This window comes from Acinetobacter sp. LipI_19 (genome assembly GCF_058242925.1).
Genome location: NZ_JBZAYK010000001.1, coordinates 2,000,367 through 2,016,248, shown reverse-complemented (window position 1 = coordinate 2,016,248; position 15,882 = coordinate 2,000,367). Strand labels below are relative to the sequence as shown.

23 protein-coding genes are annotated in these 15,882 nt (G+C 38.4%); all 23 read left to right on the top strand.

The genetic code is table 11. The features are described from left to right. The first annotated feature begins 7 nt into the window (after positions 1 to 7). The 23 genes from AC4CVF_RS09860 (at position 8) to AC4CVF_RS09750 (ending at position 15,843) form a co-directional block, all read left to right on the top strand. Positions 8 to 559, top strand: a complete 552-nt coding sequence (locus AC4CVF_RS09860; RefSeq protein ID WP_239046280.1) for a hypothetical protein — start codon at positions 8 to 10, stop codon at positions 557 to 559. Positions 560 to 1,411: 852 nt separating this feature from the next. Continuing rightward, complete coding sequence (locus AC4CVF_RS09855; protein ID WP_490789320.1) at positions 1,412 to 1,708, top strand: hypothetical protein; 297 nt, start codon at positions 1,412 to 1,414, stop codon at positions 1,706 to 1,708. Between the two features lies 1 nt (position 1,709). After that, positions 1,710 to 1,880, top strand: a complete 171-nt coding sequence (locus AC4CVF_RS09850; RefSeq protein WP_490789319.1) for a hypothetical protein — start codon at positions 1,710 to 1,712, stop codon at positions 1,878 to 1,880. A 55-nt stretch (positions 1,881 to 1,935) separates the two neighbouring features. After that, on the top strand, positions 1,936 to 2,160 hold the full coding sequence (locus AC4CVF_RS09845) for a hypothetical protein (RefSeq protein WP_004824747.1): 225 nt from the start codon (positions 1,936 to 1,938) through the stop codon (positions 2,158 to 2,160). A 42-nt stretch (positions 2,161 to 2,202) separates the two neighbouring features. Beyond that, positions 2,203 to 2,592 (top strand): PDDEXK family nuclease, encoded by a 390-nt coding sequence (locus AC4CVF_RS09840; protein ID WP_490789318.1) that lies wholly within the window; start codon positions 2,203 to 2,205, stop codon positions 2,590 to 2,592. A 159-nt stretch (positions 2,593 to 2,751) separates the two neighbouring features. After that, the gene (locus AC4CVF_RS09835) at positions 2,752 to 3,393 is read left to right on the top strand and encodes a putative metallopeptidase (protein ID WP_490789317.1); all 642 of its coding nucleotides are present in this window, start codon (positions 2,752 to 2,754) and stop codon (positions 3,391 to 3,393) included. Positions 3,394 to 3,451: 58 nt separating this feature from the next. Further along, positions 3,452 to 3,958: a DUF2280 domain-containing protein gene (locus AC4CVF_RS09830; protein ID WP_270386930.1), complete on the top strand. Its 507-nt coding sequence runs from the start codon at positions 3,452 to 3,454 to the stop codon at positions 3,956 to 3,958. Continuing rightward, positions 3,955 to 5,631, top strand: coding sequence for a terminase large subunit (locus AC4CVF_RS09825; RefSeq protein ID WP_490789316.1), 1,677 nt, complete (start codon positions 3,955 to 3,957; stop codon positions 5,629 to 5,631). Before AC4CVF_RS09830 ends, AC4CVF_RS09825 begins: the two co-directional genes overlap by 4 nt. Positions 5,632 to 5,647: 16 nt before the next feature. Beyond that, positions 5,648 to 7,108 carry a phage portal protein family protein gene (locus tag AC4CVF_RS09820; RefSeq protein ID WP_490789315.1) on the top strand — a complete coding sequence of 487 codons (1,461 nt, stop codon included), beginning with the start codon at positions 5,648 to 5,650 and terminating at the stop codon, positions 7,106 to 7,108. Between the two features lie 2 nt (positions 7,109 to 7,110). Then, complete coding sequence (locus AC4CVF_RS09815; RefSeq protein WP_490789314.1) at positions 7,111 to 8,370, top strand: phage head morphogenesis protein; 1,260 nt, start codon at positions 7,111 to 7,113, stop codon at positions 8,368 to 8,370. 55 nt (positions 8,371 to 8,425) lie between these two features. After that, positions 8,426 to 9,388 (top strand): hypothetical protein, encoded by a 963-nt coding sequence (locus tag AC4CVF_RS09810; protein WP_490789313.1) that lies wholly within the window; start codon positions 8,426 to 8,428, stop codon positions 9,386 to 9,388. 3 nt (positions 9,389 to 9,391) lie between these two features. Further along, complete coding sequence (locus AC4CVF_RS09805; RefSeq protein ID WP_490789312.1) at positions 9,392 to 9,769, top strand: hypothetical protein; 378 nt, start codon at positions 9,392 to 9,394, stop codon at positions 9,767 to 9,769. Between the two features lie 12 nt (positions 9,770 to 9,781). Further along, entirely contained in the window at positions 9,782 to 10,858 is a 1,077-nt protein-coding gene (locus tag AC4CVF_RS09800) for a major capsid protein (RefSeq protein ID WP_490789311.1), read from the top strand. A gap of 10 nt (positions 10,859 to 10,868) precedes the next feature. After that, complete coding sequence (locus tag AC4CVF_RS09795) at positions 10,869 to 11,204, top strand: hypothetical protein (RefSeq protein ID WP_490789310.1); 336 nt, start codon at positions 10,869 to 10,871, stop codon at positions 11,202 to 11,204. A 7-nt stretch (positions 11,205 to 11,211) separates the two neighbouring features. Beyond that, positions 11,212 to 11,661, top strand: a complete 450-nt coding sequence (locus tag AC4CVF_RS09790; protein ID WP_224963683.1) for a gp436 family protein — start codon at positions 11,212 to 11,214, stop codon at positions 11,659 to 11,661. A gap of 1 nt (position 11,662) precedes the next feature. Continuing rightward, positions 11,663 to 12,163, top strand: a complete 501-nt coding sequence (locus AC4CVF_RS09785) for a phage virion morphogenesis protein (protein ID WP_490789309.1) — start codon at positions 11,663 to 11,665, stop codon at positions 12,161 to 12,163. Next, positions 12,150 to 12,602 carry a phage tail terminator protein gene (locus AC4CVF_RS09780; protein WP_490789308.1) on the top strand — a complete coding sequence of 151 codons (453 nt, stop codon included), beginning with the start codon at positions 12,150 to 12,152 and terminating at the stop codon, positions 12,600 to 12,602. Before AC4CVF_RS09785 ends, AC4CVF_RS09780 begins: the two co-directional genes overlap by 14 nt. Positions 12,603 to 12,604: 2 nt before the next feature. Next, complete coding sequence (locus tag AC4CVF_RS09775; RefSeq protein ID WP_490789942.1) at positions 12,605 to 12,769, top strand: hypothetical protein; 165 nt, start codon at positions 12,605 to 12,607, stop codon at positions 12,767 to 12,769. Further along, positions 12,762 to 13,496, top strand: a complete 735-nt coding sequence (locus tag AC4CVF_RS09770) for a phage tail tube protein (protein WP_490789307.1) — start codon at positions 12,762 to 12,764, stop codon at positions 13,494 to 13,496. Before AC4CVF_RS09775 ends, AC4CVF_RS09770 begins: the two co-directional genes overlap by 8 nt. Before the next feature lie 63 nt (positions 13,497 to 13,559). After that, positions 13,560 to 14,120, top strand: coding sequence for a hypothetical protein (locus AC4CVF_RS09765; protein ID WP_490789306.1), 561 nt, complete (start codon positions 13,560 to 13,562; stop codon positions 14,118 to 14,120). Between the two features lie 60 nt (positions 14,121 to 14,180). Next, on the top strand, positions 14,181 to 14,462 hold the full coding sequence (locus AC4CVF_RS09760; RefSeq protein ID WP_490789305.1) for a hypothetical protein: 282 nt from the start codon (positions 14,181 to 14,183) through the stop codon (positions 14,460 to 14,462). 2 nt (positions 14,463 to 14,464) lie between these two features. After that, positions 14,465 to 15,043 carry a hypothetical protein gene (locus AC4CVF_RS09755; RefSeq protein WP_490789304.1) on the top strand — a complete coding sequence of 193 codons (579 nt, stop codon included), beginning with the start codon at positions 14,465 to 14,467 and terminating at the stop codon, positions 15,041 to 15,043. Between the two features lie 272 nt (positions 15,044 to 15,315). Further along, positions 15,316 to 15,843 (top strand): antA/AntB antirepressor family protein, encoded by a 528-nt coding sequence (locus AC4CVF_RS09750; protein ID WP_315077090.1) that lies wholly within the window; start codon positions 15,316 to 15,318, stop codon positions 15,841 to 15,843. The last annotated feature ends 39 nt before the right edge of the window (positions 15,844 to 15,882 follow it).

Below are 15,882 nucleotides of genomic sequence, written 5' to 3'. Positions count from 1 at the left end.
GGCAATTATGAACGCAGTAGCAGAGAAGTTTGAACAATTCGAGTGGTTGACTCATGGCATCACTGCTAAGTCACCGCAATTCAATGATGAGACAAAAGGCACAGGAGAGAAACCTTTGGACTATCAAGATCGCTTGGGTGCTATTGCGTCAATGGAAACCCAGTTGGAGAAGTCGATTACTTCGGTGATCATTTTTGGACAAAACAGTAAGAGTGATTTTGAGTTTGTCCAGAATCATTTAGCAAAAATCATGATTGCAAATGCATTGAGTGATAAGCGTCGAGAACCAGAGGGGATTCAATTAGATTATTTGGCAGTGTTGATTGCTCGAATGGTAATTGATTTCTCAATAGATCCTGAGCTTGAGAATAACTTTACTGCTCAAGGGCGTTTGTATTATGCAGGGATTCGCTCTTGGCAGATGACTCAAAATTCATATCGTTTAACATGGAAGCAATACGAAAACATGATGATTATTGCATTAGAGACATCAATCAAATGTGCCTCAGATGCAATTGAAAAGTATAGAAAAAATACTTACAAAGATTTAAAAGCATAGGGCTATCATTTAAATGATAACTAAGGTATAGTTTTTATATACTGGTCGTATTACGGTTCATCCGAGACCAAGACAGTTTAAATTTCATATACCCACTTTCCTCTAAATGAAGTGGGTATTTTTTTGTCTAAAATTTCATAAAGGTGCTTGTGACGTGCACAAGTAACATGATTGGGAGATTCGTCATGCCAGCATATGCTTGAGGGTAGTGCGCCACCTGAACCAAGGGCGATTTTGATTTGTGACGCTGGTCTATGTAATGCATAGGTCAGCTATAAGCGCAAACGGTGGGATGCAGAAACCAGCCGTATAAATCGGTTTGAATCCAATGTGATTTCGTCACACATTGAGTTAGCCTCAGAGCCTTAAATTGTGGGTGACTCCCCGACCAATGGAATTGAAAGACACAGAGCAAATCAATAGCTAACTTTGAGAAGTTTGTCGTGTTGAGTAGCGGTAGATCAGTTGCCGAGCTGATCAATATCGTAATCTAAGGCAAGGATGTGGCAGATCACCACGTCCTTTTTAATTCCAAGGAGAACAACATGCTCCAAATAAAACAAATCTTCTGCCGTCACGTATGGGAATATTCAGATTTCTTTACAGTGAGAGAGTGTCGGAAGTGTGGGAAGGTTAAACCATTATAGATTTTAAAGAGAAGTGAATAAAAAAGCAGTAGGCTAGCAGTATTACGTCAGTACCACTGTTCAAAGCATTGATGGCTTAATTTGAGTTGATGAGATATGACGACACGCATTCAACCGCCACATGTGAGAATTAAGTTAGCTATTCACTTCATCTTTAAGATTAAGCCCCTCCCAAGGGGTTTTTTAATGCCTAGAGGAAAGTGGGATGAACTTCTTTGAAATGATTTATCACTCTGGACCTGATGAATTTGAGTGTGATTTCTACAAAAATAATTCCATTAAATCTCGTAGACACTTCATCAATCAAAGACTTAAAGATGCAAAGCAAGATCTAGCCAATTACAAACATGACGAAGAAATAAATGAATTCCTTTTGAATATTTACCAAGAACAGATAGATGCACTTAATCAAATGAAAGATGAGTTCATAGCGAATGGTAAGGCAAGATTCAATTGCTATGTATCGCTTTGTGTTGCTGAGAGAACTCTAAAGGATGTGTGAAATGGATAGACAGGAAGCACTAAGCAATCTCAAGCGATATGAATCTGAGATCAATAAATATCAAAGCTTATCTCGTGGCCTTATGACTCGTGACGAAATGATTGTCATTGATCGAAAGATTAGTCAGTTAAAAGATAGATCAAAAGCTATTAGAAGTATGTTGAGTGATTGATCTTGCTTGGATAAGTTGATAATTTATTGTTTCTAAATTAATTATAGAGATAATAATGAAATCAAAACAATATATCTTATTAAATATTTGTGGAGATAAATTTGGATTCTCAGATATAAGTAATAGCGGGAATCTAGAACTTTATCTATCTGGTCAAGAATATGATAAGTCGTCTTATGAATTTGAATCTGCAAGTATTATTCTTATATTTGAAGCCAACTTAGAAGATGACATAAAAGAGATGATCCATAAATCCTTTCGTAAGCAGTTAGTTGGTTAACAACTAAACCTCCTTCGGGAGGTTTTTTATTGGGTGCTATTTATGGAAATCAACCAACACACCAGCCTTACTAAAAAGAAGCCACTTAAAACAAAACCAAGAACAAGACCTTTACCTAAGGCAACACAAAAATATTTAGAAGCTGAAGAAACCTTATTTCAAGAATTAGAAGAATGCTTAATAGGGTATCGCCGTAAATTCCAATTTGAATCAACAAGAAATTGGCGATTTGATTTTTATATTGTGAAGCTAAATCTTCTTATTGAAATTGTAGGAAGTCCTTGGTCTGTTGGGCGCGGTGGCAAGAAAGCAGCAAATGCATTTAGTAAATATGATTTAGCTGAAGAGATGGGTTATAAAATTGAGCGCTTTCATCCTGATCAAATCCTAGCTGGTTACGTTATAAAATTTGTCAGTAATAAATTTGATTAATATTTTATATCCTTTGTTAAATTTTATTACATGATTTAATTTGCTATTTCAAGTGCGTTTAATTCCTAGTAGTATAGTTGGTGTAGGTAATTCCCCAATTGCCTATGTAATTTGATACCCATATTTTCTCCAAAATGTGGGTTTTTTTATGGGTGAATGATGGAACAGATCAGACCATTCCCTCCAACAGACCTGATTGATCAAGCTGAGGAAGAGGAAGCGATTCGCTTGGCACCCGCCGTGGATCTAAAAGAATGGGTGATGACAAACTTTCTAACGCTTGGTGGCGCATTACATAATCCTGACCACGATCACATAGCAGAGCTATTACATGATGATGAAACATTCTTAACATTCGCTTGGGCTTCATCTGCCGCCGTTGCTAAAAAAAGGATGGTATTAGGACAATGTGAAAAGGTGATGTTTAACCAGGGCGGATGGCGTAAAGCACGGCAAGAACAACAAATGCGCGACTGGTTTGGATTTGTACCTATATATCTCATTACAGTAGATGCAAGCTTTTGTGAACGTGCGAACGATCGTGAATTTTGCGCTTTGATTGAGCATGAGCTTTACCATATTGGTGTAGAGCGTGATGAGGATGGGGAAATCCTTTACAGCGATCATACAGGATTACCTAAACACTATTTAGCTGGCCATGACGTAGAGGAATTTATCGGGGTGGTCAAACGCTGGGGAGCAAGCGAGAACGTCAAGCGAATGGTAGAAGTCGCTAAGAACCCGCCGTTTGTATCAGATTTAAATATTTCCAAGTGCTGCGGAACTTGTCTAGTAAATTGAGCCAATAGGCTCTTTTTTTTGTCATGTTTCCTTGATGAGCCTTGATGAAAGGTGATTTATGGCAAGGCTAAAAAAGGCTGAACAACTCTTTATAATTCGGTCACTTGCTCAGTTCATGACACCCACTGAAGTTGTTAGGGATATCAAGGAAACTCTTAATGTGATTGTTACACCTCAGCAAGTTGAAGTGTACGATCCAACCAAAGTGGCTGGAAAGGATCTAAGGCAAGAATTTAAAGATGAATTTATTAAGGCACGTGAAGAATATTTAAAGCAGCCAATTCATAACATTAGTGGTGCAAATGACATTGTTCAATTGCAAATTCTTAGTGACTTATTAATTTCTAAAAAAGGCAATGTTGTCTTATCGATCAAGATAATTGATCAAATTCAAAAGATCGTTAAGGGCTTTTATGAAAAGCGAGTGGAAATAACTGGCGCAGGCGGTGGGGCAATTAAAACTGAAAATATTCACGCACCAGTACTGCCACAATACACACCCGAAGAACTCGCAAAACTGACCCCGCAAGAACTTTCACGTTTAGCAATTACAGGTAAGTTATGACTTATGCACTGGATGAAATTGCACCCTTAATCAAAACTTGGACGATCAATACACGTTTGCCTGATGTGATAGGGGAAATGAGCCGCCGTTATTATTATAAAGCGGTGACAGAGCAAAACGAATTAAGCAAACAGGCTGAACTTTATAAATGCCGAACTGATCCAGTGCATTGGTTTAATCATTGGATTTGGACTTATGATCCTCGTGGTATGTCATACGGGTTACCCGCAAATCTTCCTTTTGTGTTACGTCCAAAACAAGTTGAACTTGTAGATTGGTTGCTTGAACGTGAAAACACTCAAACACATGGATTGATTGAAAAATCACGTGATGAGGGAATGTCCTATGTCGTTCTGGGATTTTTCTTGCATCGTTGGCTATTTGTTGAAGGTTTCGCTGGCGGTGTTGGTAGCCGTAAAGAGGAATTGGTCGATAAAAAGGGTGACCCTAAAACGCTGTTTCATAAAATCCGAGATATGTTCAGTAAAATGCCTGATTGGATGAAGCCAAAGGGCTTTGTTGAAAAAGTGCATGATAATTATATGCGTATCATCAATCCTGATAATGGCGCAACCATTACAGGTGAGGCGGGAGACAACATTGGCCGTGGTGGACGTACCACAATGTATTTTCTTGATGAGTGGGCATTTGTAGAGCGTCAAGAAGCGGTAGACGCAGCAATATCGCAAAATACAAACGTTCATATCAAAGGATCAACGCCTAATGGTATTGGTGATCGTTTTTATCGAGATCGATTTAGCGGACGTTATTCAATATTTACTATGCCTTGGCGCGCGAATCCAGATAAAAATTGGCAGGTTGAATTGCGTGGTAAGTTGATTTTTCCATGGTATGAAAAGCAATTAGCCACACTTGATGATGTAGTCCTTGCTCAAGAGGTGGATATTAACTATGCCGCTTCTGTTGAAGGTGTTTTGATACCAAGTGCATGGGTACAAGCAGCTATTGATGCTCATATAAAACTGGATATTAGACCATCAGGAGATCGTATTGGTGGACTTGATGTAGCTGATGAGGGTAAAGATAAGAACTCGTTTGCCGATAGACATGGTGTAGTGCTGCAATATCTAGATACATGGTCTGGTGTTGGGGATGATATTTTTGGAACTACACAAAAGACAATAGATATTAGCATTGAGCGAAATTTAAACCAGTTTCTTTATGATGCTGATGGGCTTGGTGCGGGTGTGCGTGGTGATTCGAGAGTTATTAATGAGCAAAATGAAGCAAAGGGAATCAAAGTAATACAAGCGGATCCGTTTAGAGGTTCAGGTGCTGTGTTTGAGCCAGATGAAGAGATGGTTGAGGCTCGAAAGAATGGAGATTTCTTTGCAAATTTAAAAGCACAAGCTTGGTGGTCATTACGATTGCGATTCCAAAATACATATAGAGCGCTCAATGGAATGAAATATGATCCTGATTCGATAATTTCTTTATCTAGTGAGGATTTACCAAAGGCTGAGTTAGAGGCATTAATTACTGAGTTATCACAACCCACATACACCAAAAATGGTGCTGGAAAAATTCTAGTAAATAAGCAACCCGATGGCGCTTCATCACCTAACCGAGCAGATAGTGTAATGATCTGCTTTAGTGGAGTTCAGGGACGAAAAGGTAAAAAACCTGCAGGTGCTGGAAGTCGAATTTTTTAATAAATAGGTAGCAAATATGACAAAGTCAAAAAAGGACAAAGCGTCAAAAAAGGCTTTGTCTTATGGGAATTTGTATTCTCAGGAAGCGGTAACTAAGTTTTTAGTGAACTTTGGAAGACAACCCGATACGGACGAAGTGTTAAGAAAAGCAGGTATTCAACGCCATAAGCTTAAAATTATGCTTGATGATGATGAGATCGCTCAAACAATTGAAACACGCTTAGATGCCTTGCTTGCTGCACCCTTTCGAGTTGAGCCAAACGATACAACAGAAGCTGAATTGCTCAATGAAATTATTAAAGAGTGGTACTTTGAAATAGTTTCATGTGGCTTAAATGCTTTGTTTTTTGGTTATTCAGTTTTGGAAGCAGTGTATGAAGTAAAACCTGAAGGTCACATAGGTATTCAGTGGATCGGCGAAAAACCAATGCAGTGGTTTGAACCAAAGAGTGATGGGCGTTTGATATATCGACAAGAAGGCTTAATAAGTGAGAAAGAACTTGATCAAACTTTTAAATTCTTTCTCACTCGTCGTAAAGCATCTTATGAATATCCTTATGGTAAAGCATTGCTGGCCACCTTGTATTGGTTATTCTTCTTTAAGCAAAATGGCTTTAAGTTTTGGGCAAAATTCCTAGAGCGGTTCGGAACTCCAATTTTACTTGGTAAGGTAAAAAGCAAAGATACAACAACAAATGATATGAATAATGCTTTATTGAACGCGCATGCTCAAAGCGTCCTTTCAATTGATAGTCAAGATGATGTTCAGGTACTAGGAACTTCTGGAACAAGTGGATCTGCAGGAGCTGCATTTGAATCATTCAACAATCAGTTGATTCGTCAAATTCAAAAAGTTGTATTGGGGCAAACCCTGACTAGTGGGAATGATGGTGGTGGGAGTCGCGCATTAGGTCAAGTGCATGAAAATGTTCGGTTAGATAAATTAAAATCTGATATGCGTTTGATTACACCTACTTTGCAAGCGATAGTGAATGCTCTTTGTAAGCTGAATAATTGGGGTACGTATGAAGTAACTTTAGGTGAGAAACCTAAACCACTAAACAAGGATCAAGCAGAGCGTGATGCGCATTTAAAAAATGCGGGGGCTAATCTCACACCTCAATACTTCCAGCGCGAATACGGCTTACAGGATGGAGATATAGGTGAATCTGTGCAGGCATCAGTAAAACAATTCCATGCACTCCCTAAAACTTCATTCAATTTTAAAGCTCATAGTCAAAACTTAAAGCCTGAACAGATTGAACTTGAGGAGGTTGCTAAAAATCAGCCTAAGGTTCTTATATCAGAATCAGAACTTGAAGTAATCGTATCTGAATCAGCGGACACAAGCGAATTGATATCTAAGTTGTATTCAGCAACTAAAGGTTCATCAGTGGATGATTTTGAACTCACAATGTCGAGAGCGTTGTTTATGTCCGATGTGATGGGATATGTACATGCCAGGCAAGGAAAATAGACATGACTGATTATGTAGAAGCCTTGAAATATGCGCGCAGTCGCAATGTCGTTTTACCTGAAGAGTTCTACTTGCTAGATCTTAAAACAAGACATTACTCAGCTACAGTAAGTCGATTGGCCTCTATCGATCAAATCAAGACTGTTTTGGAGCTGGTAAATAAATCAACTGAAGATGGTTCAACTTTTGATGAGTTTAAGAAACTTATAGCTAAGGAGGGCATTGAACTCTCAGATCATCACCTAGCAAATATCTATCGTACTAACATGCAGATGGCTTACGCACATGGAAGATGGGCACAGCAACAGGCTAACAAGGAATCACGCCCATATTTGATGTATGTTGCTATTAATGATAGCCGGGTAAGGCCAACTCATTTGAAGCTAAATAACATCATTAGGCATATAGATGATCCATTTTGGACGTTGTATTACCCGCCGTGGGATTTTATGTGTCGTTGTCATGTGATTGCTTTAACTAAGAAGCAAGCTGAGAAATACGGTATTACTTCAGATGAAGATCTACCAGAGGTTGCACGTAATTTAGGTTGGAGTTTTAACCCTGCAACTTGGGGCTCGAATTTAAATGAAGTACTTGATCAAAAAATAGCAGACAATCTTTTAGATCTACCTTACTCATCTGAAATTCTTGATATTAAGAATACTGCTTTGCTTGAGCAAGATGTTGAAAAGGCAATCGTTGATTCATTTAAACCACTTGAACAATCAAACCGAAAAATCTTAGATGATTTTTTAGATACTGTGATTGATAGTGGCAAAGATATAGCACCGTCAGCCCCGCGCTTTGTTGTAGAGCTTGCAACTGAAGATGAGAATCTGACAGAACTATTGAAAGATGCTGTAACCAAGAAAGGTATTGATAGAAAATCAAAGTCTATTTGGGATTGGATGAATGATTCATTTCAATCAATGCTTGGATTTGCAAAGAATCTTAAAAATAAACTCACTGGAAACAATATTAAAGGTTTTGATTCATTCAACTTGGAAAAGGGAAATGTGATTGGTATTCAAACGCCTACATTGTTTAAAACAGCTGAGAATGCAGGTAAAACGATCACGATTTTGGATATGAAAGGCCACGCGATTAATCTATCAAAAATTCAAGGATTGGATGGTGCGCTCTTAGCACCTGAACTAAATTTAGAAGTCGTTGATGTGACCAGTGAATCAATCATACTTAAGCGCACTGAAGAGAAAGCTACTAGGTTATTTATAGCCCAAAATACAATATACAGTGTTTAAATTATTGAAAGTTCAAAACCACCTTAATCGGTGGTTTTTTATTGGAGCATGATAAATGCCAGAAGGAAAACAGATTGAACAAAAGGTCCTGCAATTCAAAGCAAATCCTTTTGAAATTAGTGTAAAGACTGAAACCAGTGACCTGCGTAAATTTAACGGCACTGCATACAGTGGTGAGCCAATTCAAGGGCATTACTATTGGGGTGATGTGATTTTTGATCTTGAATCTATGCAGATTGATACCCCTTTAGCTGCACTCTTAGATCATGACACTGGTCGCCGTGTTGGTGTGGTGACACAGTTCACTAAGGACAATACATCAGGCTTAAAGGTTAGTGGAGACCTACTAACCAATGCATATGGTCAACAGGTTGCTAGTGATAGTGATGAGGGTTTTCCTTGGCAAATGTCAGTCTACATTGATCCAACATCAATTGAAGAGGTGGAGCGTGGTCAAGTCGTTGTAAATGGCCGAACCTTAAATGCCCCAATTACCATTTTTCGAGGTGGTCGTATTCGTGAAGTGTCTTTCTGTGCTTTGGGTGCGGATGACAACACATCAGCGGTGGCAGCAAGCCATCAATCTAAAACAAATCAATTCAAGCAAGAGGACACAAACGTGACTGAATTAGAACAGGAAAAAGCTGCTCGTCAAAAAGCAGAGCAAGAACGTGATGCAGCGCAGACCGAACTGAAACAGTTCAAAGCTGCAAAACGAACTGAAGATATTACTGCGCTTCAAACTGAGTTAAACACAACTTTCAGTGCTGAAGACTTAAAGACTTATAGTGAAATGGACGACTCAATGTTTGGCTTCGCAGCTAAGCAACTTCGTCAGTTCTCAACAAAGCCACCTGAAAACCAAAACCAACAGCAAAACAATACAGTACCAACTCATTTAGCTCATTTGTTTAGCCATCAAGCTACTGGTGGGCAAAGTGGTACACCTAATCAAGATCAACCTCACAAGTTTACTTCTGGTGCGCAAGCATTCGCTGGCCAGAATAAAGGGGCTTAATAAATGAGCAATAAAACCTACTTAGCAAACGTGAGCCGTGAATCACGCCCATTCAATCTAGATGTTGAAAAACTTCGTCGTGCAAATGCCAAGGTGACTACTGCAACGGCTTACAAAGCTGGGGATCTGTTAATTTTATCTGATAGCAATGTTGTCACTCATGCAACAGATGAAAAAACTTGGAATGTTGTATGTGGCCAAGATGTAACTACTCAACAAGCAACCCAAATGGTAGCTGATGGAATTGAAATTCCAATTTATTTTGGTGGTGTATTCAGTATCGAAGCAGTGCGAATTGCTGGGGAATATTTAGAGCCATCTAAATATGATGCAGCACGAGCAAAAGCAACTCTAAACAAAATCGAATTTTCAAAAGTATAAGGATTTTAAACAATGCCTCAGTCTTTTACAGTCAATGGCGCACCACTTGAATTACTTGATGTGGGTGAGCTTGCAATTATTCACACAAACTATAAGCCAATGGATACTTGGCTGTTAGATAAGCTGTTCCCAAATCGCCCATCATTTGACCGTGATGAGGTCCCACTTGCAGAAATCAATACAGTGCATGATCTTGCACCCTTAGTATCACCACATCAACCTGGTAAGCCTTTTGATACTAAACGTGCAGCAAAGGTCGAATTTGTTCAACCAGCGTATTACAAACCAAAAAACATGGTGACGCCTGCAACTTCATTTGATGAAGCTTTAATGGAACGTTTACGTAGCGCGGGGATCATCTCTACAGGAAGTCAGCAATTATCTGATCAGGAAAAAATGGTCATTGCTCAAATTGCAGTTATGAAGCGAAATCATGATGCGATTGATAACTCTGTTTTATTGATGGCAACGGAGTTATTGCTCAAAGGAAAGTATTTACTTCAATCTGATGACTATGAATACAACCTGGTGGATTACCGTCGTGATGCATCTTTAACATTTACGCCGTTAACCAAGTGGAATGAAGTTGGTGCTAAACCAGTAACTGATATCCGCACTATGCTTGAACGTCAATTGGCTGCTGATGGTGGTGAAGCTAAGCTGTCTGTTATGTCTGGCTTGGTTTGGGCAGCTCTCTGGAACAATGAAGAGTTTAAGAAGGAGTTCATCACGCCGTATGCCGGTATTTCTGTTCCAGTGAATCCAAGTTTTGGTGTTAAGGAATCAGCGACCTTCAAAGGTACTTTTGATGGAATCGAATTCTGGGTATATGACGCAAACTACCGCAACAAGGGCAAGGTGAATCGTTTTATTCCTAAGGATTACTTCTCTTTGATCTCTGATACCAATGGTTCAGTTGCTCACTGTAAGATTAAAAACATGCTGGCCAACGGCGTTGCTCAGCAATACTTTGATCGTCAGTGGTACTGCGAAGATCCAAGCGGCATCATGCTGATGACTGAATCTGCTCCACTGGTTGTGCCATCAAACAAAAATGGCGTATGTGGTGGTACGGGCTTTATTAATTAAGGAGGCGCAAATGCCTAAATATATAGCAAAACAATCCATTGGTCACTTTCGACCGGGTGATGAAATCAAAGGGCTTGAAGCTAAACAACTTCAGGCCCTTTTAGCATCTGGGGCTATTGAAGAAGAGCAAGCCATTGAACAGCCGAAAGAGAATAGTTATGCATCTCAAATGGCTATTCTTGCTGCAGAAAATGCAGAGTTGAAAGCAAATAAACTTTCGCTTATGGAGGCTAAAAATAAAGCAGAAGCTGAAGTAACTGAGTTAAAAGCTAAAGTTGCCGAGTTTGAAAAATCTCAACCTGCAGATAACAAACCTGCTGCGAAGCCAAAGGAATCAGCTAAATAGGTGATATATGTCTGAGTATGCAAGTCGTGAAGATCTCGTCTTGCGCTTTGGTGAGTTAGAGATCAGTAGATTAGAAAAAGCTTTAACAACTAATGAGTCTGTTAAATCAGCAATTCAAGATGCTTCAAATATTGCAGATGGATATATCGGTTTGAAGTACCCAATCCCATTACCTGAAGTTCCTGAAAATCTCAAAATTTATATCTGTGATATTGCCCGATACTTGCTTTGGAAGACTAAGGCTAGTGAGGAGGTACGCCAACGCTATGAAGATGCAATTTCATTCCTAGAGAGAGTATCTGTAGGTCGAGGAATTCTGACAATCAAAATCATCAATGAATCTGGTGAAGAAGAGACGGCTATTGCAGATACATCACCGAAAACTATGCCAATTGGTACAACGTATAAAGGGGGTGTTTTCTCAGACAGCATTTTAGATAACATGCCGAGTATTTGATATGACTGACTCTATACAGATGCATGGTCAAAATAAGTTGCAAGAGTTTATGCGACGAGTTGTTGATCGTGTAGAAGACCCATCAAAGCTATGGCATGACATCTCGGACCTACTTGTTTTTAATGTTCAGCAACGAATAAAAACAGGCATTGGTACTGATGACAAGCCTTGGCAAAAGTCATGGCGAGCGAAGGTTCAAGGTGGACAGACTTTAAGAGACACTGGGCGTTTGTATAATTCAATTTTTGCAAAAGTTCAGGGTAATAAAATCTCTGTCGGTACCAATGTTAAATATGCACCTATCTTACATTTTGGTGGAACCATTAAGCCAAAATCAGGAAAGTATTTAGTATTTAGAACACCCATGGGTGGTTGGGTAAAGGTTAAGGCCGTGTATATCCCACCTCGTCCATTTATGGGAATTTCTGTTGATGATTCACAAGAAATTCTCTTTGAAATTGAGGAATATTTGGAAAAGGTATTAAAAGATGCAAAAGATTGATAATTATTTTGCGCTTGAAGAGGATATTTTGAAGCGTATTAAAACTGAACTACCTGATATTGATGAAGTTGTTACGCCGTTCAATGTGGATGATCTTTTTGAATGCCTTATTGGTGATGTGGGTATAGGCATTATCTATGTTGGTGACCGCATCTCTGATACATCAGGGGATGGCAAAGCTAATGCAATTTATCAACAGTGGTTGATCGCGCTTGGTGTTTCTGATGCATCAGCTCAACTCGATGAAACTATGTCGATTCGCCAATTGGCTGACCCATATATCAGAAAAATTCTTGCGGCAATGCAAGGTTACCAACCTCAGATTGTCGGATACAAACGCTTCTTGCGTGTTGATGCTGGAGTGCCAGTAGGTAAGACAACTGCTGGAAGAGCATTCTTCCCATTCTTATTTGAAGCACAAATGATTAAATCATGGTGACTATGAAAACATATAAAGCATTACAGCCTGTAGGTCGCTTTGAAAAAGGCGATATTGTGGGTGGTCTTTCAGATGACCAAATTAAACGATTAGAAGCAGATAAGATCATTGAAGAAGTGAAGCCATCTGCACAACCAAAACTAAAAGAGGTCAAAACAGATGGCTAAAAAATATATTTCGCTTCAAGGTAAGTTTTACTTATCAGAAATTGCGAATGGTGTTGCTGGCGGTATGCGGCATCTTGGCAACGTACCTGAATTTGAGCTTGAAATCACAACAGATCAGGTTGAGCATCAAGAAAGCACATCAGGGCAACGTACCACAGATTTTGTATTAACCAAGACAACAGGTGTGAATTTCAAAGGGCAACTTGAAGAAGTTGATGAAGCCAATTTGCAATATATCTTGTCGGGTATGAAGTCTGAAGTTGCCAGTGTTACAGTTACGGATCAGGTACTTGGAACAATTAAAGCTGGTCAAGAAATCAAACTTGATGGCTACAACTTAACTCAAGTTTCTTTCAAAACTAGCTCAACCACGATCGCAGCAGACAAATACACACTAGATGCTGTATTTGGCACGGTTACTTTCAACGAGTTAATTGCAGATCCAGTAACAGCCAGCTTCACTACTGGTAAAGTAAGTCATACAACGATCGCAAGTGAATTCAATAAAGAATACGAACTGTTCTTTAAAGGAATCAATACTGCAACAGGTGAAAATATTGCTGTACGTTTGTGGCGTACTAAAAAATCTCCAGAAACTACTTTCCCATTGATTCATGAAGAGTTAGGTCAATACGAAATCTCAGGACAGGCACTTTCTGATACTGAAAAAGGTTTAGACCCTACACTTGGTTTGTATGGTCATGTTGTGACTATTCCAGCAGCGTAATTAAGACATCAGGCACAGGGGCGCATAAGCGTCTTTTTTTGTGCCTGTTTTCGAGTAATTAAAATGAATGAATTCTTTTTAGCGTCTAATAGATCTGTATTTAATGAAGATATTGAAATCAAGCAAATCACTGTAAGAGACTTGGATCAATGGTCGCAGTTTGCTGAAATGATTCGAAAAGACTTAAAAAAAGATTATTCAAATGAAAATCTAGAATCAATTGTAAAACAACACATTGTAGCAGCCATTATGGTTTGCTCGCTTACAACAATTCACGATGCAAATTATTATTCAAATATTATGAATACCGATGCTGATACATTTCTATCAATTTTTTCAGATGTATTAACGATTAATAAAGCTTATTTTGATCAAGAAGATGGGAAAAAATCTACTGAAAAATCAGAAAATACTTGGTTTGATTCATTTCAGTTTTTAATCAGCAAAGGGCATCGACATAAAGATATTTTAGATTATAGTTTTGGTGCCTTCCTTGAATACTTAAAAGCAGCGCAACGTAATGAAAGGAATTCATTGTTAAGCCTTGGAAGCACAATGCGTGTTTCATATCATGCAGACAATAATGGCTATAAGAAATTTTCAAACGAGATGAAAGGTTCATAAATTTCACATTGCACAACAAACATTCAAAAGTTATCCTGTTCTCATAATGAGGGGATATTTATGAAAAAAATACTATTAGCACTTGCACTTTTAAGTTCAGCGAATGCCTTTGCTGTTGATGCTCGCAACATTAGAACAACCACTGATATTGTTGAATACAACGATTCAGTTGGCACCATGATGTCTAAGCTAGGTCGCCCAGATGGTAAATATGAATACTCAGGACGAGACGCCAGAGGAAAATTAGTGTTTTTTACTGATTTTTATTACAGCATTGATGGTCTTAAGTACACTATCACTGTTTTAGAGGGCAAAATTTATAGAATTCAGTGGGAGCGTTGATAGTGAAATATGCAGTTGGAGCTCTTATTGTAATTGTTTTATTTGTTGGATATTACATCAATAAAAGCAATAAAGAAGATATGGTGAGATTGAAGCAGGCTGAGTCCGAGCAGAAACAAAAGATAATTAACGCTCAAGCAATTCTTAATCAAGAGGTTGCTAAAAAAGAATTAAAAGATGCAACAGATATTAAGATCAAAGAGCTTCAAAGCAAATACATGATGGATTACTTGGAGGCTAAAAAAGTTGTCGAATCTCCAAAAATCACTATAGCTGAAAAGAAATTCTATGTTGATTTGGCTGGACGATGGAGTGATGCTTTTAGTGTCGCTGGATCTACTTCTAGGATTGCTTTATCTCAGCCAGTTAAAGATATGCAGCAAATCAAACGAGATTTGGAGTCCCATTCACCTAAAACTGATTGTGAAGCAAAGATGAAGCAAGAGTTACTAAAATCCTATGATTTTTCAATTAATGGATTTTTACAATTTATGCAGAAAAATGAAGATGTTTCTAATCTTTTTATAAGCATGGGGTCTGATCACCAAAGGAATGCGACAGCATTAATTGATTATTGTTGAAAATAATAGAAAGCACCCTAGGGTGCTTTTTTAATGCCAAAAATCCATTGAGCTGTAATAGATCTTAATACAACTCAAACAATTATAAAAAACTATTGACATTATTTAAGATTTTACCAAGTGAAGCCGACCTAAAAAGTCGGCTTTTTTAATGCCTGAAATATGGCATCCAAGCCAACTAGGGTAGCTCCTGAAAGGAAGATGGTCGTTTCGACTACTCATTGCATCTTCTTGTTGGCTTTCTTTTATTTATGAGTGGTCGGAGCGTATCAATGAATGCAATTGTAAAAATCGAAAATCAAACTCCATTTATAGAAGTTAAGTTAAATGGGAAAAATCAATTTGGCGTAAATGCACGAGATTTGTATAAGATGCTTGATGTGAAATCTGATTTTTCACATTGGATTAATAGACGAATCAAACAGTGTGGTTTTGAAGAAAATTATGACTTTATTAAGGTCGTCAAAAAAGACGAGCTATCAAAAACAGGCCAATGGATAACTGAATACATTATTTCTGTAGATATGACTAAACACCTTGGAATGATGGAACGCAATGAAAAAGGGCATGAAATTCGTAAATACTACATCGAGCAAGAGGAATTAGCTCGTCAGCTTAAAGATGGTTTGCAGATTCGTATCGGCAAACTTTCAGCTCAAGTTGATTTAATCACTCAATGTTTGTCAGAAGCTGGTCGATTTTTGTGTGTAAATGGCAAGCAAACTAAGCCCGCAATGTTGAAAGAGTTGGATGACTTGATCGAACAAGCTCAGCCATCTTTAGATTTTAAAGGCAATTAACCAAATGCCCCTTATAGATTTTAAATCCAAAAGGGTAAA

Coding starts and splice junctions, on each gene's coding strand:
- AC4CVF_RS09815 (WP_490789314.1), top strand. CDS start 7,111: ATGACTGATTATGTAGAAGCCTTGAAATATGCGCGCAGTCGCAATGTC.
- AC4CVF_RS09860 (WP_239046280.1), top strand. CDS start 8: ATGAACGCAGTAGCAGAGAAGTTTGAACAATTCGAGTGGTTGACTCAT.
- AC4CVF_RS09825 (WP_490789316.1), top strand. CDS start 3,955: ATGACTTATGCACTGGATGAAATTGCACCCTTAATCAAAACTTGGACG.
- AC4CVF_RS09845 (WP_004824747.1), top strand. CDS start 1,936: ATGAAATCAAAACAATATATCTTATTAAATATTTGTGGAGATAAATTT.
- AC4CVF_RS09840 (WP_490789318.1), top strand. CDS start 2,203: ATGGAAATCAACCAACACACCAGCCTTACTAAAAAGAAGCCACTTAAA.
- AC4CVF_RS09780 (WP_490789308.1), top strand. CDS start 12,150: ATGCAAAAGATTGATAATTATTTTGCGCTTGAAGAGGATATTTTGAAG.
- AC4CVF_RS09765 (WP_490789306.1), top strand. CDS start 13,560: ATGAATGAATTCTTTTTAGCGTCTAATAGATCTGTATTTAATGAAGAT.
- AC4CVF_RS09800 (WP_490789311.1), top strand. CDS start 9,782: ATGCCTCAGTCTTTTACAGTCAATGGCGCACCACTTGAATTACTTGAT.
- AC4CVF_RS09805 (WP_490789312.1), top strand. CDS start 9,392: ATGAGCAATAAAACCTACTTAGCAAACGTGAGCCGTGAATCACGCCCA.
- AC4CVF_RS09785 (WP_490789309.1), top strand. CDS start 11,663: ATGACTGACTCTATACAGATGCATGGTCAAAATAAGTTGCAAGAGTTT.
- AC4CVF_RS09795 (WP_490789310.1), top strand. CDS start 10,869: ATGCCTAAATATATAGCAAAACAATCCATTGGTCACTTTCGACCGGGT.
- AC4CVF_RS09770 (WP_490789307.1), top strand. CDS start 12,762: ATGGCTAAAAAATATATTTCGCTTCAAGGTAAGTTTTACTTATCAGAA.
- AC4CVF_RS09820 (WP_490789315.1), top strand. CDS start 5,648: ATGACAAAGTCAAAAAAGGACAAAGCGTCAAAAAAGGCTTTGTCTTAT.
- AC4CVF_RS09830 (WP_270386930.1), top strand. CDS start 3,452: ATGGCAAGGCTAAAAAAGGCTGAACAACTCTTTATAATTCGGTCACTT.
- AC4CVF_RS09775 (WP_490789942.1), top strand. CDS start 12,605: ATGAAAACATATAAAGCATTACAGCCTGTAGGTCGCTTTGAAAAAGGC.
- AC4CVF_RS09810 (WP_490789313.1), top strand. CDS start 8,426: ATGCCAGAAGGAAAACAGATTGAACAAAAGGTCCTGCAATTCAAAGCA.
- AC4CVF_RS09750 (WP_315077090.1), top strand. CDS start 15,316: ATGAATGCAATTGTAAAAATCGAAAATCAAACTCCATTTATAGAAGTT.
- AC4CVF_RS09790 (WP_224963683.1), top strand. CDS start 11,212: ATGTCTGAGTATGCAAGTCGTGAAGATCTCGTCTTGCGCTTTGGTGAG.
- AC4CVF_RS09850 (WP_490789319.1), top strand. CDS start 1,710: ATGGATAGACAGGAAGCACTAAGCAATCTCAAGCGATATGAATCTGAG.
- AC4CVF_RS09835 (WP_490789317.1), top strand. CDS start 2,752: ATGGAACAGATCAGACCATTCCCTCCAACAGACCTGATTGATCAAGCT.
- AC4CVF_RS09855 (WP_490789320.1), top strand. CDS start 1,412: ATGAACTTCTTTGAAATGATTTATCACTCTGGACCTGATGAATTTGAG.
- AC4CVF_RS09760 (WP_490789305.1), top strand. CDS start 14,181: ATGAAAAAAATACTATTAGCACTTGCACTTTTAAGTTCAGCGAATGCC.